Below are 22,736 nucleotides of genomic sequence, written 5' to 3'. Positions count from 1 at the left end.
CCTGCGCGTATGACCATTAGGGCTGCGATCTCGCCGGACAAGCGTGCGCGGCAATATGCTCCGGTTTGTGCGAGGACCCGTAAAACCCGATTGGACTTGACGCATCACGATACAACATCAGCGACTGGGAGTAGAAGCTATGGGCGAACAACGATTGCAGCCTGGCCACGGATCCCTCAGGTTTCTATACGATATAGGAAGATGCCCAAAGTGCATGCGTCAGTCATTTATCGCATCCTGCATTGGTTGGTTAGCAGTTTGGGTGATTATTGGATCGGGGTTCATAACAAGTGCTGGCCCTATCTTGCATTATTCAGTCGCGCTTGCATTACTTCTGTCAGGTCTTTGGCTGCTGCACCTGGTTATATATGCAATCCGCTACTCCCTGCGGCGAACGAAGTTGCAGTCCCCGTCGGACGTGAAGGCTGGCGAGCATTCCCCTCTTCGAAGGTCTTTCATCGCAAATTTCTCAACTGCCTTCGCGAGCATGGCGATTATGACGACTATGCCGAGGACAGTGGAGTTTGATTCGCACAAGAAGGGTGCTGGTACGCAACTGGCGATGAATTGCTACGATGGCCAATGTGGCCCAGGTACTTTCTGTTGCCAATGGGGGAACAGCTCATGGTGCTGCCAGGACGGCACATCTTGTGACAGCAGCAACCACGCGTGTTTTTGATACCTGCAAAACGGTAGGTAGTCAGGAAGAATTGCGGTCCTGATCTTCCATGCCGCAGCTCTGGCGAACCTCGGAGGACGAGATGCGAAGCTTTCTTTTTGGCCGTCTTGGGAATTGCCACATTTGCATCAGACAGGCTTTTTTAGGTGCCGCGACCCTTTGGGCGTTTGTATTAATTGCGATATCGTTTGGACAGCGAAGCGCGGCAATCTACATGGCCGCGGCAGCCTTTATGCTGACTCTCCTTTGGGCCGGACACATGATCGCGTTTCTGTTTCGCATTCGGCTCCCGCGCGATGAACAGGTCAACGTTAGTCGACGCTCTGGTTTTGTGTTGATAGGGAGAGGTTTGTCCGCAGCGGCAATGATTTCCTTTTTCCCGTACCAGGCCCGCGCGCAATCGTATGGGGGATGTGGCAACGACGACTGCGAACCATGTTTCCGGCCATTTTGGGGATCGGATGGAGGCGGTCGAGTTTGTTGGCGTTGCCATAGCTGTGGCAACGACTGTGGCGGGCAGACCTGCTAGCGCAGCTCCCGCTCTGACCTTTTGGGCAGCCTGAGGTCAGTGCCGAGAGCACCGATTGGGGTGGCGCCCGAGTGATAAAGGAGCGTCGTTTTGGCAAGATCCGTCTCACATCTGCGCTGTGGCAACGCAGCCATCCGACCGAAGGCATCGCGGTGCCAAATCGTTCGCTCGATGGCGTGGGCTGCCCTACTCGGGGGGCTGAACCTAATTTGGCCGCAACTGCTGCTTGCGCAGACCCTGCCTATCGAACTGACGCCTGCGTTTACTAATGGCTCCAGATTCGACGTGGCTGCTGACGGGCAATATGCCGTAATCGCCGGGGATGGTGCCGAGCTGTGGGATATTAGTCGGCGCCGTTTAGTCAGAAGGTTCGGGGGATCTGTAGTCTCGGTCGCAATATCTGGCGATCATAAATTTGTCGCCGCTGGAGACTCCAACGGCAGCGCGACGGTCTGGGACGCGACTTCTGGAAAAGAGCTCGCGAAATTCAGGTCAAAAGGATCAGTATCCGTGAACGCAATAGCCTTTCTGCCCGGAGGGAGAATCGTGTATGGGGGGGACGGCAAAAGCAAAAACATCCATATCGCGGACATAAGTACTCAGGCTGTCTTAAAAAACTTTGCCAGCGGTTGGGTCGCAGCAATCGCGGCATCTCCGCGCGGGAATATGTTCGCCGTAGGAGATTGGGATAGTTATGTTAGGATATTCTCCTCCGATGGAAGGCCGATAAAGGCTTTTCGGTTACATTCCACCCGCGCCGTTAACGAATTATCTTTTTCTGCTGACGGCCGGTTTCTGATTTCGGGTGGTTATCAAGATCACAACGCGTATATTTGGGATACAGCATCCTGGAAGAAAATCGCTACTCTGAGCTTTGCCGACGACCTCGATTCCGCTAGTTGGTCCGCAGATGGCAAGTTCCTAGCTGTCACTTCGGGCTTTGGTCTAAGTATATTTGATGCAAGTAGCTGGAAACGAATCAAAAATTTAGAAGGCCAGTTCAACGAAGTGGAATTCATCGGCGACGAGTATAATCTATTAGATAGCAGCAAAATCGTGGATATCGATGGCAATGTAATTGTCGACCATTTGGGACCGAGTGCGGCGCATGAAGCCGCCACCTTCCTGGATCCGGGCAGCAAGACAGTCTTGATCGAGCACGATGGACGGCTTTATCACTTCGACATTCTCACAGGCGAAACTTCGGAAACGGGTGAGAATATTCCTGCCCCAGCGCGGTTCACCGCGTCGCCAAGCGGCGACATGCTTTATAGTGATCAGGATTGGAAGCCGTTTCACCGTTCCCCTGCCGGAGCAGTGACTCCCCTCGAAGTCGAGGGGGACGGAGGCGAAACGTTATTCATAGCACGAAACGGAAAGTTTGGGCTCCACTTTAGCATCGACACTGCGTCGATTTTCGACCTGACAAGAAATATGAAAGTCTGGTCCTTTCATAACGAGCACAGTAATGCTTCAGTAGACATTTCGTCCGATGGACGATATTTGTACACGAACGGTACTTTTAACGTTACGTCTTGGGATATTATAAACAAAAAGATGGTCGCACAAGCGGACGTTCCTGTAACCTCTGGCGATGTTTATCTATTTACGGACGAACGCTCGATTTTGGTTGTGAACACCGATCAAGGTAAGAATTACGCGGCACGTATTTATTCAGCTCCTGAACTGAAGATTGTTGATCAGTTTGTTATTCCAGGGCGTCATCACTTTAATCACATTTACAACGCGGCGCTTTCTCCAGATGGTTCGACTGTAGCTTTGTCTGCCGACGATGGCATCATTCACATTTGGGATCTGAGAGAAAGGAAGCTCAGCCATAGCCTTTCTGGTAGTCGCGAATCGGCTTGGCGGTTAATCTACAGCGCAGATGGCAAGCGTCTTATAAGCGCAAATGCGGAGGGCATCCGGCTCTGGGATCCTACGACCGGTGAACTGCTTGCCAGTCATTTTCTCTCTACTGACGGCGAATGGATAACGATCACGCCTGAGGGGTTCTTCACGGCATCGCCGAATGGCGCAAACAACCTGTCCGTGGTTCGCGGTTTGGATGTCTTTTCGGTCGACCAGGTTTATCAGGTTCTCTATCGGCCCGATCTGGTGCGGGAGAAGCTCGCGGGGGACCCGAATGGCATTGTCCGCGAGGCAGCGGCCAGGCTCGATCTGACGGCTGCGATCGGGAGCGGCGCGCCGCCGGTGGTCGACGTCGTCTCGCCCGGCGCAGATGCGGTGTTCCAAGACAGCGTGACGGCCGAGATTTCGCTCGAGGATAAGGGCGGCGGGGTCGGCCGGGTGGAATGGCGCGTCAATGGCGTCACCGCCCGCGTGGTCGAGGCGGGAGGCGAAATGAGGCAGGTGCTGCCGCTCGAGCCCGGCGACAACCTGATCGAGGTGGTAGCCTACAACGCCAAGAACCTGGTCGCGTCGACGCCGGCGAGCCTGAAGGTCCACTCGGACGCTCCGGCTAACGCCATGCCGCGGCTGCATGTGCTGGCGATCGGGGTCAACGACTACTGGGACAGCCGGCTGCAGTTGGCCTTCGCGGTGCCGGACGCCCGCGCGGTCGGCGAGGCGCTGCGCCAGGCCGGCAACAGCGATCTCTACGAGAGCGTCGACGTGATGACGGTCGAAGACGCCGCCGTCACCAAAGATGGCCTCGACAGAGCGTTCGCGGCGATGGGTGCGCGGGTCCGGGCGCGCGACGTGTTTGTGCTATTCGTCGCCGGCCATGCAAAGACAGTCGCCGGCCGCTACTTCTTCATCCCGCACGACTTCCGCTACGAGAGCGAGCAGTCGGTCCCGCAGCAGGGGATCGGCCAGGACCTGTTTCAGACTTGGCTGGCGCGCATCCCGGCGAAGAAGAGCATCCTGCTCTACGACACCTGCGAGAGCGGCTCGCTGACCGGCGGGCGGATCGCCCAGCGCGGCATGGAGCGCGTGGTGGCGCTGGAGAAGATGACGCGGGCGATGGGCCGCACCATCCTCTCCGCCGCGACCGACGACCAGCCGGCGATCGAGGGCTATCGCGGCCATGGCGTGTTCACCTATGCGGTCCTGCAGGCGCTGGGAGCGGCCGACGGCAATGCCGACGGCATGATCCAGGTGACCGAGCTTGCTGGCTATGTCGACCGCAAGGTGCCGGAATACAGCTTCGAGGCGTTCAAGCAGCGGCAGATCCCGCAGATGAGCATTGTCGGCTCTGATTTCCCGCTTGGCGCGAGCATAGCCGCCCTGGTGGACCTCGATCCGACCACGCCGCCGATCCCGACCAAACCGACCCATGTGGTGATTGCCGCCGCCCCGGTGCGGGATCTCGCTCGCGGAGATGCCCCCGGCCAGACTGAACTCCCCGTCGGCACCCTGGTCGTCTTGATAGAGAGCAGCGACGGCTGGGCGCTCGTCGCCCGCGACGGCAAAATGCTTGGCTACGTCAACGAAAAGGCGCTGGCGCGACTGCATTGGGGGTGATGTCGCCGAACGCCGTTATCGGCTTGGCTGCTTCGGGACCCGGGAGCGACTCTCAATGCAGACCAAGCTGTTCCGTGATAAGCTTTCCTGTGCTGGCAACTCCCCGTTTTTCATGGAGTTCTACGGTAGAATTTACAACGTCCTTTGCTCGCCCAGATTTTATGGTTTTGTACGGCGCTTAACTAGATCAAGAGCATTTGAATACCGATCCAATGCGCGTTGACTAGATAGTGCGGTTTTATGTGTGCGCTCTGCAACTTCCTCAGATCTGCATGATAGAAAACTATCAATTTCCAGCAAGTAGCTGTCCAATTCCTCTTTACATCCACGTTTGTCAGCCTCATCCGCAAACTTCCCCTCCACCGTAACGCAGATCGGAACGGAAGAGGGCCGGATACAAACAGCCGCCGCGGGCCCCGAATGGAGTGTTGAAAATATAATCATCAAAGGAAGTGTAGATGTTAGTCGCATTTCACACCCAGCATTGTTTTATCGACACCGGCCCATCAGTCATTTGCAAGTGCCTATCATTAGACCACCTAAGAATGCGCCGAGCTTGTTCCCGTTCTCATCGGCAGCATCAATCAGGTACGGATGGCCAACCTGAGTGGATTGCAGAATTTTGTACATCTTAACGGATCTTATTTTCATTAGGTCAATCCCAGACCGGAAAGCACCTTTGAATTCTGGGTCAGCTTCTAGCGCCATAGCGTGTACTATTAACTCCTCACCGGCGTTGGCGTCGGTGATAATGGAGTCAGCCCTCAGCCGTGGCCTCACTACATGCTCAGAAAACTCCACATTCGCTAAGGTCAGAGTAATTTGTCCGTTAGAAACCTGGAATACTGCGGCCATTCGGCTGGCATCTATAACGACGCTAATCTGTACAATGTCACTTGCTTTGCTACCTGACGCATAAGGAATCGCCGATCGGCACATTTTAACGTCGTTCTGTATCCCCGCCTTGGAGCGGTACTCATAGAGGGTACTTGCAAGAAAATACGGTTCGTAGGCAGTCTCTCTATCTTGATCTAGCGTTCGCTGTATGGCAGAGATCTCGGCTACATTGCATTTGGCATAGAGTGTCATTTCAGCGTGGTAACGCGCGAGATCTACCACGCAGCGTTTATATTGCGCGTTGTTCTTAAATCTTTCAGGTTCCCACACGCATGAGGGCGGCGAAGGTTCAACGCACGCAGCCCAGGTTGGCTTAGCCTGGATTAGCGAACATAAAGCGAGTGCGGCAGTTGCTAGCAATAATCGCACTTATTCCCTCCTCGTCCTCGACTTGCGATCCAAAGATCGCCTCGCTCAAGCAGGTTGGCGCCAACCAAGTGCGAGGGCATCACTTCACATGTGAACTGTCCATTTCCGGCGTTCAGCACAATTTGGCTTTGATCGTAATGTCAGGGCAGTAACTTGCAATCTTGCGCTTGGTCGGCATCAGAATCAATTAGCCGAGCAGAGCGAGTGCTCTCATTGGGGGGCATCGTGGATCCGCGCGTCAGCGTGACCCTAACCGCCACGTCGTGTCGGCGGATACCGACGAAGCCGGCCATTTGATACGCCGTCTTGGGCAAATTCGATGCCGCTGCGTTGCCAACACTGCTTCTCACATTAAATGCCCATGGCCCAGTTTGATTTGTTTGATTATCAAATTATGTGCACGTCCTCAATTAAGTGCACAGCTAACCAACTGAAATTGTTGGCAAGCGATTCTCATGATTAACTACAAAGCGACATCGGCCAACGCAATTGCCCCTTATCAAAGGCGCATGGTTTGCGAAGCTGATTTGAAAGCTTCTAGCCTTATCCGCATGACCCAAACGGGTCATGCGGATATTTATCGACGTCATTAAACTCCGATCGGTTTGGGAGAATCTGGGTCTGCAAGGGCGGAGGGGTCAATGGCGAGCCATCGGTCGCTATCAATTGGGAGAGTGGCCGCGGTCTCGATTGCAGTGACACTGACGCAAGGGCTAGCATGGATAACGCAAGCCGCACACGGGCAGACCCTTCCCCCGGACGACACGACGAAATCAAGGGGACTCACGCTTGAAGACGGCGATGTCTACGGCTCCTTTCCCGAGTCCCCGAACTTCCGCGCCTTCCTCCCTGAAAGGATCGATCTGTCGAAGCGCATGCCACCAGTAGGTGACCAGGGCAGCCAGGGATCGTGCGTGGGTTGGGCAGTCGGATACGCGGCACGCTCCTACTACGCAAGTGCGTCCGAGCATCGCGATATCCAGCGCCAGTCAAACCGGGTCAGCCCGGCTTTCATCTATGACTCGATACGCGACAACCCCATGGACTGCAAAGAGGGGAGCAAAATATCCGATGCCCTGAAGTTGCTGACCGGCGGTGCAGTGTCCCAGAGCGACTACCGGTACGACGTGAACAGATGTCAGAAGACACCCGAGGGCGTGAAATCGAAGGCGACCGATTTCAAGATCAACGGCTGGGTTCGCGTCGATCCCGAGAGGGCCGATCAGGTGAAAGGGGAACTGGCCAACGGCCACCCGGTAATATTCGGGATGAAAGCCCCCGCGGCGTTGGAGACCTATAACGGCAAAGATGTCTACGCCGGATCGGAAATGGACATGGTCGAATTCCATGCGGTAACGGCCGTCGGCTATGACGAGCGCAAGCAGGCGTTCAGGGTGATAAACTCATGGGGTCCCGATTGGGGCGACAAGGGATATTTCTGGATCAGCTATGATGCGGTGAAGCGCGACGTCCTGCAGGCATATGCCATGCGGCTCGACACCCCTCCGATTTCACCGGTCGAAGTCGGTCCGGTTCCGCAGCCGCAGCCGCAGCCGAAGCCGCAGTTAGACATGCCGCAGGTTTCGTGCGGTCGCGTAAAGCTCGTCGAGGCGGGCGATGAGAAAACGCTCACGGGTTTCGTCGGGGAGAAAGCGGAACTTGATCGGCTATCCTCGTACGCGCAGGCATCCGGAGCCAAGCTGGATGTGGACCTTTATCCCTGGCCTCAGTGCGAAGTCGCAACCACGCTTGTCGAGGTGAGCGTTGGCGACGTTCCAAGGATCGACGGCGGGCGCAAGAAAAACCTTTACGAAGCCGATATCCTCAAGATTGCGCTGCGCACCCCCGGCCGGGACAGCTACCTGCAAATGACATACATCCAGGCGGACGGCAGCGCAGTCAACATGATGTCCGCCGATCTGGCGCTCCGTCAGTTCAGGCCAAGGACCGAGATCGTCATGGGCGATGGAAGCGATGGCAGTCCGACCTATCGCGTGAAGGAGCCGCTCGGACAGGAGCTTCTGGTCGTAGTATCGTCGAAAAGTCCGCTGTTTGCCGAAAACCGTCCCCGCGTCGAAACCGAAAGAGAATTCCTGACGGCCCTTCGCCGCGCTGTCCTTTATGGCAAGGACGGCGAAGGCGGTCGGGATATAGGGGCGTCATTTCAGATAATCGAGACCCACAAGGCGGCCGACCGATGAGGCGAGGAGGAACGATGAAAGGCCTGTACATATCCACGGTTCTCGCATGGTCGGCAATTCTTCCGGCGGCCACCGTCAGCGCGCAAGAAGAGCCGGATTCCCAGACAATCATTGAGGCTCTCGTTCCGAAACCGGCCGACAACGGAACAACTCCGAAGCCCGGCGTTCGCGGCCTGCGCGGTCTCGAAGTCAGCGAACCCAAGGCCGACCCCGCCAAGCCGCCCTCGATAGACATTCGGGTAACGTTCGCATTCGACTCCGCGCAACTTGACGACAACGCCACGATCACCCTGCGCCGACTTGGCACGGCCCTCAGCGACCCACGCCTCGCAAACTACACCTTCATGATCGGCGGTCACACTGACGCCAAGGGTACGGACGAATACAACCAGGACCTTTCGGAACGCAGAGCTCAGTCGATCGTCAGCTACCTGGTGAGCCAGATGAATGTCGACGAACGACGCCTGGTCGCCCGCGGATATGGCGAGAGCCAATTGTTCGACGCCGCCAATCCCGAAGACGGTATCAATCGCAGAGTTCAGATCGTGAATCTCGGGGAGACGCAGTGATGTTCGCCAACAGGACCCCCCCGAAAATATTCTCAGCCACGATCGCCGCAATGGCCGCTTGGCTATGTCTCAGCCTTGCAGCCGCTGTAGCACAGGAGGAGCTGCCAATCGAAATTAAGCCGCAGCAGGACGCCGCGGGAACCCAGTCCGTTCAGTTGACGAATGACGGGAAACTGCTCGTTACGGCACGTTGGGACGGGAGTGTTGATCTGCGGGATGGACGTACGGGCCTGCATCTTAGGCGGTTCCCAGGAACAAAAGGTCCCTGGCAGAACATTGCAATCAATCAGAGAGGGGATCGATTGCTGATACGGCGATCACAGAGCGGACAAAACAAGATCGTTGAAGTCGACGCGAATTCCGGCCGAGAGTTGGGGGAGATCAACTTTCCAAAGCCTCCGACTACCTTAGACCTACTCAATGAGGGTTTATCGATCATTTCCGATGGCTACCAAGTATTTATTGCTAACTTCGAAGAGAGATCGATCAAGGCGACATTTGACGGGCGGCTGATAGGCATCGCTCCCGATGAATCCAAAATTCTGGTAGCGTCGACCGAATCAACGCGGCTTTATCGGTTGGGGGACGGCAAACAGATCCGAAAATGGAAGGTCCATGTTGGTAACTCAGCCTTCCCGGATTCGAGCGACCTCGTAGCGATGTCGGCTGACAATTCCATTGGATTGTTCGACCTGAAAACCGGAAAATCGAAGTTCATCTATCAAGCACCATGTTGGGTGCGGGGGCTGTCGCTGACGGCGACTGCAGACACCCTCGCTTTTGGATGCGTCGACGACGGGTCGGTTCACATCGTCGACGTCAAGGGGAAGAAGGAGACAAGAACGCTCAAAGGCCACGATGGCAAAGCAAACCAGATCGTAGCTATTTCCAGTGATGGAACGCGGTTGCTGTCCCTCGGGAGGGACGGAAACTGGATTTTCTGGGATACCGATACCGGTTCTAAGCTCATGACGATGCCAAATGTAGATACGAATAATTTCGAAACCAACTTCAATAGATATACCCTTTCTTCCTCCTTCACGCCCGATCTCACCACATTCGCGACAGTTACGAAGGACAACCAGCTAAAGGTGATCGATCTGAATTCAGGTGAAGAAGCAAAAACCCAATATGAAGGGGTTGATTCCAAAATATATGCCGTTCCGACTGGAGGAGAATTCGGGACATTGGGAAACGACGGGAAGTTCAGGCAATGGGACGTCGCCACTGGGAGTCAGCTTAGTACTTTACAGCTTAATACTTTCCCGGCAGGGCATGACATCGCCTTGAATTCGGTCGCTGGCAAAACGATGGTTTCTAGCATCGACGGGGGCGGCGCAATCAGCTTTCAAGACGCATCTACAGGAACGACCCTTCGTAAAATTGCGCCCAGAGAAGGTAAATTCACAAAGTTCGCCCTCTCCGCTGACAACACGAGAATTATCGCAGCCGACGACCAGAAGAATTTATCTCTCCTGGACTTCACATCGGGAACTGCCATTGAAGGCTTCCAATACAAGTCCATTCAAGATGTCCGATCACTGTCTTTCACTCCTGACGGGATGCGGGTATTGCTCGTGGGCGAATTGGGTCTGTTAAGGATCGTAGACGCTAGAAGCGGGGCTTCCATACGCACCTTCAAGGGCCAGAGTGGTGCTATAAACGCTGTTCTCTTTCGCCCGGACAGCACCTTTGTCACTGCGGGTGACGACGGGAAAATCCTAGTTTGGAACCCTGACGAGGAAAAGCCAATACGAACTATACAGGATGATGGAGTTCCAGTCTGGGGCATATCTCTAAGTCCGGATGGTATTAAGCTCGCATCAATCAGCGGAACTGACATCATCGTCAGGGACTTCGAGCGCGGAGAGGTCGACAAGACTCTGATCGGCCACCTCAATCAGGTAACAAGCATCCATTTCGTTCGAAACGACCGTATCGTCTCCACGAGTTGGGACAAGACGTTGCGCATCTGGGACTCCAACGCTGGCGAAGCGCTCACTATGACAGTTCCTTCAAAGCTTGACGAATGGGCAACCCTTGTGGCTGACGGTTTCTTCGCCGCCTCGGACGACGGAGCAAAAGCATTGAACGTTGTTCGAGGTATCGAATCATTATCAATAGACCAAGCCTATCAGGTCCTTTACCGACCTGACTTAGTTCAGGAGAAACTGGCCGGAGACCCACAGGGTTTGGCTCGCCAAGCTGCCGCAAAGCTCGATATCAGGAAGGTGCTTGCTAGCGGTCCTGCTCCGGCTGTCTCGGTCAGGCAATCCGAGTCGGCGATTTCGCCCAAAGGCGAGGTCGAGATGGTGGCGCTAGTCTCCGGTACAGCGGTGGGAAAGGTCGAGTGGTCAGTCAACGGCGTAACCATTGCAATCGATGAGCCAAGTCAGCCGTCCGGATCGAAGCGCCCGATCTCAATTCGCAAGAAGGTCGCTCTCATGGACGGCGAGAACCGCATAGAGGTGCTGGCCTATAACGCGGCTGGAATGCTCGCCTCCCAGCCTGCCGTGGCGGTAATCCTGTGGCAAGCCACGAACCTTGCTCCTCCCAAGCTTTTCGTCATGGCAATCGCCGTCAACGAGTACTGGGACAGCCGCCTGCGGCTCGCCTACGCCGTACCCGATGCGCGCGCACTGGCAGACGCCTTCAAGCGCGGTGGTGAAAAGCTCTACGACAGCGTCGACGTGACCGTCGTCGCGGACAACGACGTAACGGCATCCAACCTCGACAAGGTGTTCGCCGACCTCGCTAAAAAGATTGCCCCGCAAGACGTCTTTATGTTTTTCGCGGCCGGCCACGGGAAGACGGTGAACGGCCGATATTACTTCCTCCCGTACGATTTTCGTTACGAGGGCGAGGAAAGCATCGTGAAGAGCGGGATCGATCAGGATATGTTCCAGAAATGGCTGGCTATGATACCGGCCCGCAAGAGCCTGCTGCTCTATGATACGTGCGAGAGCGGGTCGCTGACTTCGGACAAGGCTACCGTCCGTGGCATTGAGCGGATTGCCGCCCTAGACCGATTGACCCGCTCTATCGGAAGGACGGTCCTATCGGCCTCCACTGACGATGCACCGGCTCTCGAAGGCTATAAAGGTCATGGCATCTTCAGTTACGTCGTGCTGGACGGCATAGGCGCGGCCGACGCCAACAGCGATGGTTTGGTTGACGTTACCGAGCTGGCGGGGTTCGTCGACAGCAACGTTCCGAACGTCAGCTACGACGCCTTCAAGATACGACAGATACCGCAGATGAAAATCGTTGGTTCGAATTACCCGCTCCTGAACAGAACGACCGTGCTGACGGCCAACCAGCAAAGCACGAGCATTCCCGCGAAGCCGACACACGTCGTGATCGCCGAGGCGGGAGTGAAGGCTGAGGCCAACGAGAGCTCTCCCAACACGATGACGCTTCCGGCTGGCTCGCAGGTGTCCGTTGTGGAGCCTGTGCAAGGCGGTTGGGCTCTGGTCGGAAGGGATGGGAAGAAACTAGGATATGTGAGTGTGATGTCGCTCGTCCAATTGCAATGAAGGAAGCCCGATAGTCTGGCTGTGACAGCCAGGCCATTCGCTAACCGCCCCAGAAAGCGTCCTGGAAAATTGCGCGAGAACCGCGACAAATTCTGACTGGCAACGCGCGTCCGTCTTGCTGAAGACGTTCTTAAGGTGGTTTCTGGCCGTCCCGTAGGAGATGCAGGAGTCCCTGGCGACGTCCTCAACGGGCTATTGCTGAGGTTTTCGAAAAACCTGTGCAGCGCGGTGCGACGAGCCCCTCGCGGGACCCGATCGAGGAGGTCCGGGAGTATTTTGAATGGCAGGCGCCCGACCCCGCTTCAGCGATCACGTGATCGGCGACGGGCCTGCGTTCCGCAAGCACGCCTGCCGGCTTGCACTCGAGGGCGCTATCTCAAAGCGGATCGACAGCGCCTATACATCCGGCGATCGCGGGCTATGGGTCAAGTCAAAGTGTCTCAACAGAGAGGAATTCATCGTCGTCGGCTGGACCGATCCGACTGGAACCCGGCCGCACATCGGCTCGCTGCTTCTAGGCTACTATACCGATGGTGGTCGTCTGATGTACGCGGGCCGCGCCGGCACGGGCATCACGGTTGCAGAGCTCAAGCGATTGGCTGGCCGGCTTGAACCACTTCAGGCAGCTCGAATGCCCCTCGATGCCCCACCGCCACGTGAGAGCCGGTTCGGCTCGCCGCTTGAGCTGTCGCGCGTACATTGGGTCAGGCCTGAAGTGGTTGTCGAGGTCACCTATCTCACCTGGACGGAAGACAATCTCCTGCGCCAGGTCTCGTAACAAGGCGAGCGTCAGGACAAGCCAGCCCGGCAGGTGGTGCGCTCCGCGCCCCATCCCTGATCGGCATCGGCCGCCGACTCGCTTCATTTCATCCGACTTGCTCTACCTGCAGCGTGCCGGGTGGAAGGGACTTGATCAGCGACTTGGCCGACACCCAAGGGTCGAGCCAATCCGCCCACGCGCTGCGATCGAGGATGACGATCTGCCGGTCGTGGTAGGGCGCGATGTCGGGTCCTGGCTCCATCGTCAGTATGGTGAATGCCTCGCCGACCTCAGGCATTACACGCCAGATGCCGGCGATGCAAAAGATCGGCTCCTCCTTCTTTGTGAAGAGCCACTTGTCCTTGCGCTTCTTCTTGGGGTCTTCCGGATCGGTGAACTCGTAGAAGCCGTCCGCCACGATCAGGCAGCGACCGGAGGTGACCTCGGCCCTCTGAGCGGAAAGTATAGACCGACCCCTCGAACGCTTCAGGCCGATCCGCGCGAACCGCTTCAATCCAAACAACTTCAAATTCCCTTAGCGGGTATTATTGCAGAAATGCCCACGGAGCCCCTATTAGGGCCGTCTGCGAGTCCTTATTCTCCTCATCGAAGCGGATCGGGAGCCACACGCCACGTCGGCATGGCTCAGTGCAACAACGTTCACGGAGGACGACATGTGTAGGATGATCATGGCAGTGCTAGCTCTGCTGCTCGCTAGCTTGCCGGCCACGGCGCGGGTCGTCCCATTCCCGCCAGGCTTCAAGACGCAATCGATCGAAACCAACGGCACGAGCCTTAATGTCCGCATCGGGGGACAGGGCCCCGCCGTCGTCCTGCTGCACGGCTTCGGCGACAGTGGCGACATGTGGGCGCCTGTTGCGGCGAAGTTGATGCAAGATCACACCGTAATCGTGCCAGACCTGCGCGGCATGGGACTTTCCGCCCATCCCGACACCGGTTACACAAAGAAAAACCAGGCCGTCGACATTGCCGGTATCCTCGACCATCTGAAGATCGAGAAGGCTGACCTCGTCACCCACGATATCGGCAACATGGTGGGTTACGCTTTCGTCGCCCAGTATCGCGACCGAGTCACCCGCTGGGTTGTGATCGATGCGCCGCTGCCGGGCATCGGCGATTGGGACAACATCATCCGTCTGCCGTTGCTGTGGCATTTCAACTTTCGTGGTCCCGACATGGAGCGGCTGGTAGCCGGGCGCGAGCGTATCTATCTCGACCGTTTCTGGAACGAGTTGTCAGCCAATCCGAAGGCCATCGACGAAGCAACGCGCAAGCACTACTCCGTACTTTACGCGCGACCTCACGCCATGCACGACGCCTTCGAGCAATTCGCCGCCTTTAACCAGGATGCGGCGGATAACAAGGAGTTGTTGGCGAAGGGCGGCAAGGTCTCGATGCCGGTGCTAGCCGTTGGCGCTGAAAAGTCTTTCGGCACCGCCCAGGCAGACGATCTACGCTATGTCGCGACCCATGTGACTGTTGGGATCGTACCGGGCTCCGGTCACTGGATCATGGAGGAAAACCCGGACGCCACGGTCAAGCTCATCACGGACTTCCTCGCCAAGTAGCGTATCCGTTGCCCGCTAACGCCGGCGCGCAAACCAGACGGAGAGCGACCATGACCGGCCAGCCCATGCTGGCCAGGACATCTTCTGACGCCGAGCAATTGTGAGCTGCGCGGCCACGTTCATCAGGGGCATGCGCTAGCTGGCATTCCTTTACGTGCTCCTCCGGCGCCTCCGGGAGAGCTCGCTGACGGCAAGGAGACTATTCGGTCCCGGATGGCCAAGGCGGACGCCAGAGGCTGAAAAGGGCCGGCAGTGCGTCTCGTTCGCAGGTCATATGCTGGTCTCCTTTCGCAACCTCCCCAAGACTCTACGGGTGAACCATCCGTTCCGTTGCGGCCCAAAAGATGCTCTCCACCAGCGGGTGCGCTGTAGAGTTTCGCGATTTCGAGCTGCATCTCCATTTGGAGTTCATCAGCCAGGCGCCGGCACAAATCCCGTCGACTGAATGAGCCTCGACGACTTCCTTGCACGGCGCCGCCACAGCAACGATATTGGACACCGTCGGCACGTTCGAAGAGCCCGTGACCGTTTTGCTTGTGAATCGGCGTCGAAGGTTGACCCCGTGCAAAGATTCGGTAACGTCTTGATTTGCTGACATGAAATGGAGATTAGGCGGGGTCAGGATCGGCGCCGACGGCGACCCCCACGCGTAGCGAATTTGGACGCAAAGTCAGGCACTTATTACTATTTGAGAAGGGGTCGACCTTCGGTGCTGATTCACACCGGTGATCTCCGATCACGTGACGAAAGACGGCAAGCCCAAGCTTCTGAGGCGCTGCACCCTGCCTCTGACCGGCGTCGGGTGCGTGACGCGCGTCTATACCTCGCTTGCGGTGATCCACATCGAGGGCGGGCGCTTCGTCCTACGTGAGAAGCTCCCCGCATTGTCGCTTGATGATCTGCAAGCTCGTTACTGCGCGCCGAACTGCTGGTGACTGGCACCGTTGCCGACCTGATCGGTCCCCGGAGCTCTAGGTGACGGAGGTTTTCATTTGCGACTATATCCGAACGCCGATCGGCCGTTTTGGCGGGGCGCTCTCTTCGGTGCGGGCCGACGATCTCGCCACCATTGCGCTCAAGGCGTTGCCTGCGCAACGGCGGCGTCGATTGGGAGGCGGTGGACGACGTGATCTTCGGCTGCGCCAATCAGGCGGGCGAAGACTTCGTCGATCAGTCGCTGGCGCAGCGGGCTGATGGGGGCATCGAGAATGGGATGGGGCATGGTCAGGCTCCTTGTTGAAGAAGCCCGTGATGCTCTGCCGCTGCCGAACCCCGCTCAATGCGGGCGCGACAGCCGGTTCTTGATCTCTACCTCAATCGCGGGCAGCCTCCCGCGCAGCGGGTCGTCTAATCGCTCGGCCGTCAAGGGGGTGAGTGCAAGGCAGTCGTCCTTTCTGTCCATGCTCGTTCGTTCGTATGCCGGATACAGGGTCGTCTACGCGGTCGATGCAAAGATCGCCGCAGGATGAGTTTCGCAGGTGAGATCTTCCTATGTTCGTTACGCACTCTGCTAACGAAGCAGTTGCTTCCCGCTTCGCGGAATGATCTCAGCCACGTCCCGGCAGGGACGGCTCGGTGCGTCCTGTAAGAACGCTATTGGTTGAATGGCCTGAAGAAATCGTCGTAGTCGAGCGTCTGCAGGATCAGGCAGCGGCGGGCGTTCCTCCGTGCGGATCGAACAGCTCGCCCGTCCGGAGCATCGCATGCATGATCACTGCCAGCTTGCGCGCCAGGGCCACGGCCGCTCGCTTGAAGCCGAGCCGTTCTTTCAGCTCCAACGCCCAGGTTCGCAGGGTGCTGGTATTCGTCGACCGGTTCAGGATGACCGCGGCCGCCTCGTATAGCAGTCCGCGCAACTGATTGTCGCCACGGCGCGAGATACCGTCATTATCGACCTCGCCGGACTGGTAGCGTCTCGGGGTCAGGCCTACCCATGCGCCCACGGCGCGCGAGTTTCTGAAGTTCGCCGGATCCTCCACGGCCGCGGCAAAGGCGGTGGCTGTGACGATGCCGACACCGGGCACCGACATGAGCAGACGGCAGTGCTGGTCTTCACGAGCCATCGCGGCTAGTTGCTTGCTCAGCTCTGCAATCTGGTATCGAATATCACTCCATGCCCGAAGCATTGGCACGACGATGCGCGCCAGCTTTGCTTCGCCTTGCAGAAGGTCGTGAACGTTGCGCTCGAACACGCTGCCGGCGCCCTTGGGCACGACAAGGCCGAACGTCTTCATCAATCCGCGGATCTGGTTGGATATCTGCAAACGCATCTTGAGAAGCTGGCGCCGCGCGGTGATCAGCGTGCGGATCAGCATGCTGTCGAAACCTTTGACCCGAACCTCTCGGTAGAAGCCGACCTCGGCTAGATGTGCCAGGCCATCGGCATCGTTCGCATCGGTCTTGTTCGCGGCCATGTCAAGCGCGGCCTTGGCATGCCGCGCGTCGATGCAGATCACCGGCAGCCCCTCTGCCGTCAGCGCATGGTAGAACCACACTGACAGCGGCCCCGTCTCGAACACGACCCGCGGGATACGGGGCGCGCTTGCGGATCAGCGCCGCGAGTAGTTGCGGGTCGGACGCGCACTTGCCCCGCCACATCCTTTTGCCGTCCTGCCGGATCGAAATTGCCGTCTCTTTCATGGATACGTCGAGACCGATATACTGCTCCATGGCTGTCCTCCGTTCGATGCCTGGGCCCGGTGTCCATCGTGAGCCCGTTCTTCATCCTATCGGGGGACAGCCAGCCGGCTAGAGCTCCGAACATCGCCGCCACAGCTTTGGTGGCCACCGCTCCCGCGATTACGTCATGTTCGTTCTGCGGCCCGTTCTAGTCTTTCCAATCCATCCGCGCGATTTCCGCAGTCAACGCTGCTCGGCCACTGGGCCGAACGGGCGAAAGCAACGTGCGCCGTGAGAAGGCGTTGCCCACCCATTAATCCGCTACGACGGGGCCCTCGCAGGCTCCCGTTTTCCGCGTCCGAAGTCATCGACCGACTCGGCTTCCATCGGCTTTGGCAAGAGTAATAGTCGAGCCCACGTACATCAATGTTTTCAGCTCGCCACTTCTCGACAGAGGGGCTGTCGATTGTGGTCATTGTCCTATTCTCAACATGACCTTGCGCCCGTCGGAAAGGGTTCCCGTTCCTGTGCCAGCCGGGGGTCGTCTGCTGGTCAGCGAGAACACGAACCGGGACGAGAGTTGCCCGCAAACGATCGTTCCTTCTCCATGCGAGAACGTAATATTGACGGTAGCCGTCCCTCGGCATTCGACCCCGGCATTGGTCTGTCCGCTAATGGTTCCGCGCCGTGTAATGCTGTTGACGGAAGCCGTCCCGGAAAAGGAGAGCGTCCCATCAACAGTTTGACCAGAGACTGGTGCAATGATGGTGAGCGGATTCTGCGCCTGCGCGTAGCCGACAGCGTCTACGACGCCATAGGCAATCAACATTGTCGCTAAGATTCGCTTGGTCGCGCCGAGGGCTCCGCAATGGTATCTCAATTGAAGCTAGGCCAGCCCCGCGCGGCGGGCGCCCTCCCGGATCGCAGCAATTGCAGGAGGATTGGTGACTGGATAGGAGCCGATAAATCCTTCGGCCGAAATGTCTGGAAATTCTCTCGCCAACCGGTTGGCAATCTTTATTGCCTGAGGTGTTTCGCCGAGCATGGCGTGCGCCATGGCCTGGAACAGCAGCGTTGCAGGCGAGTCCGGCGGAGCTTGGCTGAACGCGGTCAGGCACTCTCTGTGGAGACCTACAACGAAGCTCGACCGGCCCAGCATGCTATAGTACCAGGAAACATGTGGATTGAGACGGATCGCGCGCTTCGCCAGTTCATATCCTTCCTGCGGGTCGCCTGTCACGAATGCCTTTCCTCCGGCAAGCAAGGCAAGGGTATCGGCATCGTGCGGGGCGGCCGCCAAGGCAAGATCATGTTCTCTTGCTGTGGCAACGAGATCGCCCTGCAAGGCTCGAAGCTCGGCTAGACATATGCGCGCATGGGTATCACCCGCGTCGAGCGCCAAAGCTCGTTCGAGGCACAGTTTCCAGCGCTCCTTTGCGGCGGAAGGGTCAGTGGTAAACGCATTGATGGCGGCGACGGCATGCGCCAGCCCCAAGACTGTCCAGGCTCTGGCAAGACCCGGGTCCAGCTCGATGGCACGGGTCAGAAGCCGCACCGCTTCCGCATTCGAAGCGTGCGTGTACAAATTGTGCTGCTCGACGCCGAGCAGATAGTAGTCATAGGCACGAAAGCTGGCGGGGTGTTTTCGACGGACAACATCACGTCGAAGTTTTGCGAGCTTGCCGCAACAGCTAGCAAGGACATTGACGACGTTTTCGGTGACCATGTCCTGCATCGCAAACAGATCTTCCGCTGATCGATCATAGCGGACCGTCCACAAATCGACTCCAGTGCGCGCGTCGACGAGTTGGACGCAGATCCGCAGCTGCTGCGCTGCCGCCTGCAAGGTCCCCTCAAGTAGATAATCCGCATTCAGTTCCCGCCCGATGGATCGCACGTCATCGCGCCGTCCCTTGTACGAGAGCATGGTCTGGCGGGCGATGACCGCAAGATCGGGGTAGCGAGCGAGATCGACAATGATGTCCGCCGACAAGCCATCGGCCAGGCGGTTCCATGGTTCGTCCGCACTCAGATTGTCGAAAGGGAGAACCGCAACGACTGTTGGCCCTGAGCCCTCTACCGAAAGGCCCCCGGATGGTGCCTGGCCCGTGTCTTGCTCGTGTTGGTCGGCAAGCAAGGTTGCAAGCGCCACTTTGTTGCGAATATCGAGTTTCCGATAGATGGCCGACAGATGGGTCCGAACGGTAGTCGGCGCTATGAAGAGCGTCTCGCCGATTTCCCGATAGGTCATCCCCTCGGCGAATTTTGCAGCGACCACCCGCTCCCGGTCCGACAGACTGGTCAGAGGATTGCTCACGGCGCGAAGCATCGCTTCAAATCTCCGATCCGCTACGAGTTGTGGCCGACCCGGCACGGCAAAATACTACAGATGCGATCTCGAAAACACTGCATTTGAACGATCCCATCCGACCGCCAGCAATTCTAGGCTTTCCTGTCGGTAGGGTTTCGTCGGGTCGCAGACCCCCCGATCCATTCTGTAACAGGAGGTATCCATGACAAAGTCATCTATCTTTGCCGCAATGCTGGTGCTGCCTTTGTCGGCTGGACCATGCTTGTCCGAAGGCACGCAATCTGGTGGCAAGCTGATTTCCGAAGATGCCACGAGAGCCGTTAGTGCCGAATTGTATTCCGACGTTCTCATCCGAGCGTGCAGGAACGGATGGCGCTACCCTCGGAGCCAAATCGAGAACGGCTTTAAACGGCATCTCAGGGAGCTGAAATTGCAACTGGTCGATCAGGGTTACACGATCGTGCCTGGTGCGAAAGCGAACAACTCGCTCCGGAGTCTCTCCGCAATGGCATTTGTCGCCAAGCGCCAATCTGTCGCCTCGCGCCAGTTCGGCTGTTCCCGCCAATACTGGCTCGACGAGTGACCGTTCTGGAGCGCGCAACCGGGGCAGCATATCAGGCAAGTATTGTGGTCAATTGGCTTCCTAGTCTGGTCGTTTCGGCTCGGTGGCCCCATTGAGTTCCAAGCTAGATGTTCGGTCTAGAGTAGCAGTCAGGGGCGCGAATTCGGCCAAGGGCGAACGAGCGTCCACCTGGGGTCGTGAGCTGAATGACTGCTTTGCCAACGGGATGCTCGAAAGCTGCCGATCTGCTTGCGTGAAGATCCTATGGGGGTGGAAGGCGACCAGCGCTCTGCCAGAGTGAAGTCGCCAAACATCACCTGGAGGGCTGTCTCGTTCAAAATGGCTCGTGACTTCGCTTTCGCTAGGTGGGGGCGAGAGAATGTCGAGACACCTCGTGCCGGGGGGCGACATTCCGGGTTTGCTCGATCACTTCGCAGAGCTGCAACGAAAGGCGGAAGTGCGGACAGGGCAGCGTTTCCGGGTCATATCAATCCAGGAAGCTGGTCTGGATGGATTCTGGATACATCGGGTCCTCGAACGCGAAGGCATCGAGAGTTATGTCGTGGACCCGGCATCCATTGCCACATCGCGTCGCCGCCGGCGGGCCAAGACCGACAGGATTGATGGGGAAGCACTGGGAGCGTTGTTGGCCTACAACCGCGGCGAGCCTCGGGTTTGCGCGATGTTGCGAGTGCCAACGCCGGAGGAGGAAGACCGTCGCCGGTTGGTGCGGGAGCGGAAGGCGCTGACGAACGAGCGGATCAGGCACGTCAACAGGATAAAGGGCCTTTTGTTCAGCCAAGGTGTGTCCGGATACGAACCGTTGAAAGGCGATCGACGCAAATGCCTCGACGCGCTCATTACCGGAGATGGCGTCCACTGCCGCCAGCGCTCATCATCTCCACCAGTTCGCAATCGGTCTCGTTGAGGTAGGGCCCAAGTTCCCTGCGGGCGAATCCTAGACACGTTGATCAACCGCAGAGAAAACAGCACGATTGCGGCCAGCACGTAAACCCCAAGCAGCCAGACTACAGGCATAAAGATGCCGGTATCGTGTTTCAGCTTCAGGGTAGCTCTTCGGAGCAACCTATCATTTCATATTCCGCAACCCATTCCCACAACTATCGAGAGATATTCTCGTTCCACCAGTGTCCGGACGTCGTCTCCGCTATGAGGCCCGCCGTGCTTCGAAACGGCGGGCCTTTCTGCGTCCGAATGCCCAACACGGGCAGCAGTGTGGGATGTCGACAATGCTAGACGCGCCGCATGTCCCTTCAAAGCGACGCGCTTGCTCACTGGATGACCTTCACGATCCTGCGTGTGCCTGGATCGACCAGGACGGTCTGGTTGTCGACGACGACGTAGCGGTATTTGACGTTGGGGACTTCATGAAGCTCGACGGTATCGGGCAGGGTCGAGCCGACATTGAGCTCCACGCCGGGGAGCTGGACGGACGCCAGAGGCTGCTTTTTCACATACTCGCGTACGATCGTCTCCTGCTGCGGTTCGATGACCACGTCCTGAGCGGCAGCGGCGCCGATACCCGCAAGCAGCAAAAACCCGGCCGCGGCCGCGGAAAGATGCATTCTCATGATCGTCTCCTTTCGTCGTGAGCCACCTCTGCGCTGCGCCGCGTCATGCTGTTCGCAGCGGGGTCGCTATAGGCCGGTAACGTCATCAGGTGGAGCTTGTTCCGCCACTCGGATCGCTTGCCGTTTCCCTCCATTAGTTTGGAACAAAGTTTTTTAGCCACAGTTTTAGCGGTGAAGGGACGCGTTTTCCAAGGAGATCTCTCATGAAGGGCGTTCTGATCACCAGCATGCTAGCAATCAGCGTCAGCTGAGGGGCTGCACTTGCCCAGACGCAGCAGTCGACCGACGACCAGTCCGGCGCCAATTGTGCAGCCGGCACTGCCAATTGCCAGAACGGCGTCAAGATGGGCGAGCAGGCTCAGGGCAAGGCCGGCGCTGCAACTGATCAACAGGCGCAAGGCAACAAGAAGCTGAACACCGACGAGCAAGCCCAAGGCAAGGCTGGCGCCACGACTGAGCAGCAGGCCACGGGCAACACGAAGATGAAGACTGAAGAGCAGGCCCAAGGCAAGGCTGGCGCCACCACTGAGCAGCAGGCCACGGGCAACACGAAGATGAAGACCGAGGAGCAAGCCCAGGGCAAGGCTGGAACCACCACCACCGAGGAGGCTCAGGGCAGCTCCAAGATGCAGACCGACCAGCAGGCTCAGGGTAAGGCTGGGACCACGACCACAAACCAGGCTCAGGGTAATACGCCGACTCAGCAGGACCAGAGTTCGACGGCTTCCATCAGCAATGTGACCGTTGAACAGAAGACAGAGATCACGCAGGTCATCAAGCAGACGAACGCCCAACCGGTTTCCAATGTCGATTTCGACATCTCTGTCGGTGTCGAGGTCCCGCGAAAGAAGGTCCGACTGCATCGTCTGCCGGCGCGCATCGTCAAGATCGTTCCGGCCTACGAAAATTACGAGTATTTCGTGCTCGCCGACGGCCGCATCGTCATCGTCGATCCGTAAGCGCGAATTTCCCCGCACCTTTTGCTGTTGAGTGCTCTGATGCATGAGGTGTCCACCAAAATAGGTGGACACCTTGTG

13 protein-coding genes and 5 pseudogenes are annotated in these 22,736 nt (G+C 57.7%); 12 read left to right on the top strand and 6 right to left on the bottom strand.

Annotated features, from left to right (window positions below; all coding sequences use genetic code 11):
- Positions 1–139 precede the first annotated feature (139 nt).
- Both NKH70_RS25310 and NKH70_RS25305 read left to right on the top strand, forming a co-directional pair.
- A complete protein-coding gene (locus tag NKH70_RS25310) occupies positions 140–679 on the top strand; it encodes a DUF3624 family protein (RefSeq protein WP_353026324.1) in 540 nt (179 codons plus the stop codon).
- Between the two features lie 619 nt (positions 680–1,298).
- A complete protein-coding gene (locus NKH70_RS25305; protein WP_353026323.1) occupies positions 1,299–4,694 on the top strand; it encodes a caspase family protein in 3,396 nt (1,131 codons plus the stop codon).
- A 510-nt stretch (positions 4,695–5,204) separates the two neighbouring features.
- Here the strand turns inward: NKH70_RS25305 and NKH70_RS25300 are convergent.
- Complete coding sequence (locus NKH70_RS25300; protein ID WP_353026322.1) at positions 5,205–5,783, bottom strand: hypothetical protein; 579 nt, start codon at positions 5,781–5,783, stop codon at positions 5,205–5,207.
- 851 nt (positions 5,784–6,634) lie between these two features.
- On the opposite strand from NKH70_RS25300, the gene NKH70_RS25295 reads away from it, so the two are divergent.
- The 4 genes from NKH70_RS25295 to NKH70_RS25280 all read left to right on the top strand — a co-directional run bounded on the left by NKH70_RS25295 (position 6,635) and on the right by NKH70_RS25280 (position 13,044).
- A complete protein-coding gene (locus tag NKH70_RS25295; RefSeq protein ID WP_353026320.1) occupies positions 6,635–8,161 on the top strand; it encodes a C1 family peptidase in 1,527 nt (508 codons plus the stop codon).
- A 14-nt stretch (positions 8,162–8,175) separates the two neighbouring features.
- The gene (locus tag NKH70_RS25290) at positions 8,176–8,730 is read left to right on the top strand and encodes an OmpA family protein (protein WP_353026318.1); all 555 of its coding nucleotides are present in this window, start codon (positions 8,176–8,178) and stop codon (positions 8,728–8,730) included.
- Entirely contained in the window at positions 8,730–12,266 is a 3,537-nt protein-coding gene (locus tag NKH70_RS25285; protein ID WP_353026317.1) for a caspase family protein, read from the top strand. The genes NKH70_RS25290 and NKH70_RS25285 overlap by 1 nt, the downstream gene beginning before the upstream one ends.
- 280 nt (positions 12,267–12,546) lie before the next feature.
- Complete coding sequence (locus NKH70_RS25280; RefSeq protein WP_353026315.1) at positions 12,547–13,044, top strand: ATP dependent DNA ligase; 498 nt, start codon at positions 12,547–12,549, stop codon at positions 13,042–13,044.
- An 88-nt stretch (positions 13,045–13,132) separates the two neighbouring features.
- Here NKH70_RS25280 and NKH70_RS25275 read toward each other — a convergent pair.
- Positions 13,133–13,496, bottom strand: a pseudogene (locus tag NKH70_RS25275) (SOS response-associated peptidase family protein); the annotation flags it as partial.
- A 204-nt stretch (positions 13,497–13,700) separates the two neighbouring features.
- On the opposite strand from NKH70_RS25275, the gene NKH70_RS25270 reads away from it, so the two are divergent.
- The 3 genes and pseudogenes from NKH70_RS25270 to NKH70_RS25260 form a co-directional block, all read left to right on the top strand.
- Positions 13,701–14,615 (top strand): alpha/beta fold hydrolase, encoded by a 915-nt coding sequence (locus NKH70_RS25270; protein WP_353026314.1) that lies wholly within the window; start codon positions 13,701–13,703, stop codon positions 14,613–14,615.
- Positions 14,616–15,340: 725 nt separating this feature from the next.
- A pseudogene (locus NKH70_RS25265) lies at positions 15,341–15,594 on the top strand (3-oxoacid CoA-transferase); the annotation flags it as partial.
- Positions 15,591–15,777, top strand: a pseudogene (locus tag NKH70_RS25260) (thiolase family protein); the annotation flags it as partial. The pseudogenes NKH70_RS25265 and NKH70_RS25260, both read left to right, overlap by 4 nt.
- Positions 15,778–16,258: 481 nt before the next feature.
- On the opposite strand, the pseudogene NKH70_RS25255 reads toward NKH70_RS25260, so the two are convergent.
- From NKH70_RS25255 to NKH70_RS25245, 3 genes and pseudogenes are all read right to left on the bottom strand, one after another.
- Positions 16,259–17,285, bottom strand: a pseudogene (locus tag NKH70_RS25255) (IS110 family RNA-guided transposase).
- A gap of 421 nt (positions 17,286–17,706) precedes the next feature.
- Positions 17,707–18,063: a hypothetical protein gene (locus tag NKH70_RS25250; protein ID WP_353026310.1), complete on the bottom strand. Its 357-nt coding sequence runs from the start codon at positions 18,061–18,063 to the stop codon at positions 17,707–17,709.
- A 57-nt stretch (positions 18,064–18,120) separates the two neighbouring features.
- Positions 18,121–19,563, bottom strand: coding sequence for a LuxR C-terminal-related transcriptional regulator (locus NKH70_RS25245; protein WP_353026308.1), 1,443 nt, complete (start codon positions 19,561–19,563; stop codon positions 18,121–18,123).
- 184 nt (positions 19,564–19,747) lie between these two features.
- On the opposite strand from NKH70_RS25245, the gene NKH70_RS25240 reads away from it, so the two are divergent.
- Both NKH70_RS25240 and NKH70_RS25235 read left to right on the top strand, forming a co-directional pair.
- Positions 19,748–20,128 (top strand): hypothetical protein, encoded by a 381-nt coding sequence (locus NKH70_RS25240; protein WP_353026306.1) that lies wholly within the window; start codon positions 19,748–19,750, stop codon positions 20,126–20,128.
- A 304-nt stretch (positions 20,129–20,432) separates the two neighbouring features.
- A pseudogene (locus tag NKH70_RS25235) lies at positions 20,433–21,001 on the top strand (IS110 family transposase); the annotation flags it as partial.
- A 398-nt stretch (positions 21,002–21,399) separates the two neighbouring features.
- Here the strand turns inward: NKH70_RS25235 and NKH70_RS25230 are convergent.
- Positions 21,400–21,699: a DUF1236 domain-containing protein gene (locus NKH70_RS25230; protein ID WP_352686334.1), complete on the bottom strand. Its 300-nt coding sequence runs from the start codon at positions 21,697–21,699 to the stop codon at positions 21,400–21,402.
- A 344-nt stretch (positions 21,700–22,043) separates the two neighbouring features.
- Here NKH70_RS25230 and NKH70_RS25225 point away from each other — a divergent pair, with 344 nt between their 5' ends.
- Entirely contained in the window at positions 22,044–22,658 is a 615-nt protein-coding gene (locus tag NKH70_RS25225) for a DUF1236 domain-containing protein (RefSeq protein WP_353026304.1), read from the top strand.
- Positions 22,659–22,736: the final 78 nt, after the last annotated feature.

The organism is Mesorhizobium sp. M0991 (genome assembly GCF_040318915.1).
GTDB lineage: Bacteria > Pseudomonadota > Alphaproteobacteria > Rhizobiales > Rhizobiaceae > Mesorhizobium.
This window is presented reverse-complemented; position numbering and strand designations above follow the sequence as displayed.

What these genes read in the sequence shown, in the direction of transcription:
- NKH70_RS25310 (WP_353026324.1), top strand. Translation starts at nt 140, where the DNA reads ATGGGCGAACAACGATTGCAGCCTGGCCACGGATCCCTCAGGTTTCTA.
- NKH70_RS25300 (WP_353026322.1), bottom strand. Translation starts at nt 5,783, where the DNA reads ATGACACTCTATGCCAAATGCAATGTAGCCGAGATCTCTGCCATACAG.
- NKH70_RS25290 (WP_353026318.1), top strand. Translation starts at nt 8,176, where the DNA reads ATGAAAGGCCTGTACATATCCACGGTTCTCGCATGGTCGGCAATTCTT.
- NKH70_RS25285 (WP_353026317.1), top strand. Translation starts at nt 8,730, where the DNA reads ATGTTCGCCAACAGGACCCCCCCGAAAATATTCTCAGCCACGATCGCC.
- NKH70_RS25280 (WP_353026315.1), top strand. Translation starts at nt 12,547, where the DNA reads ATGGCAGGCGCCCGACCCCGCTTCAGCGATCACGTGATCGGCGACGGG.
- NKH70_RS25270 (WP_353026314.1), top strand. Translation starts at nt 13,701, where the DNA reads ATGTGTAGGATGATCATGGCAGTGCTAGCTCTGCTGCTCGCTAGCTTG.
- NKH70_RS25250 (WP_353026310.1), bottom strand. Translation starts at nt 18,063, where the DNA reads ATGTTGATTGCCTATGGCGTCGTAGACGCTGTCGGCTACGCGCAGGCG.
- NKH70_RS25245 (WP_353026308.1), bottom strand. Translation starts at nt 19,563, where the DNA reads ATGCTTCGCGCCGTGAGCAATCCTCTGACCAGTCTGTCGGACCGGGAG.
- NKH70_RS25240 (WP_353026306.1), top strand. Translation starts at nt 19,748, where the DNA reads ATGACAAAGTCATCTATCTTTGCCGCAATGCTGGTGCTGCCTTTGTCG.
- NKH70_RS25230 (WP_352686334.1), bottom strand. Translation starts at nt 21,699, where the DNA reads ATGAGAATGCATCTTTCCGCGGCCGCGGCCGGGTTTTTGCTGCTTGCG.
- NKH70_RS25225 (WP_353026304.1), top strand. Translation starts at nt 22,044, where the DNA reads ATGGGCGAGCAGGCTCAGGGCAAGGCCGGCGCTGCAACTGATCAACAG.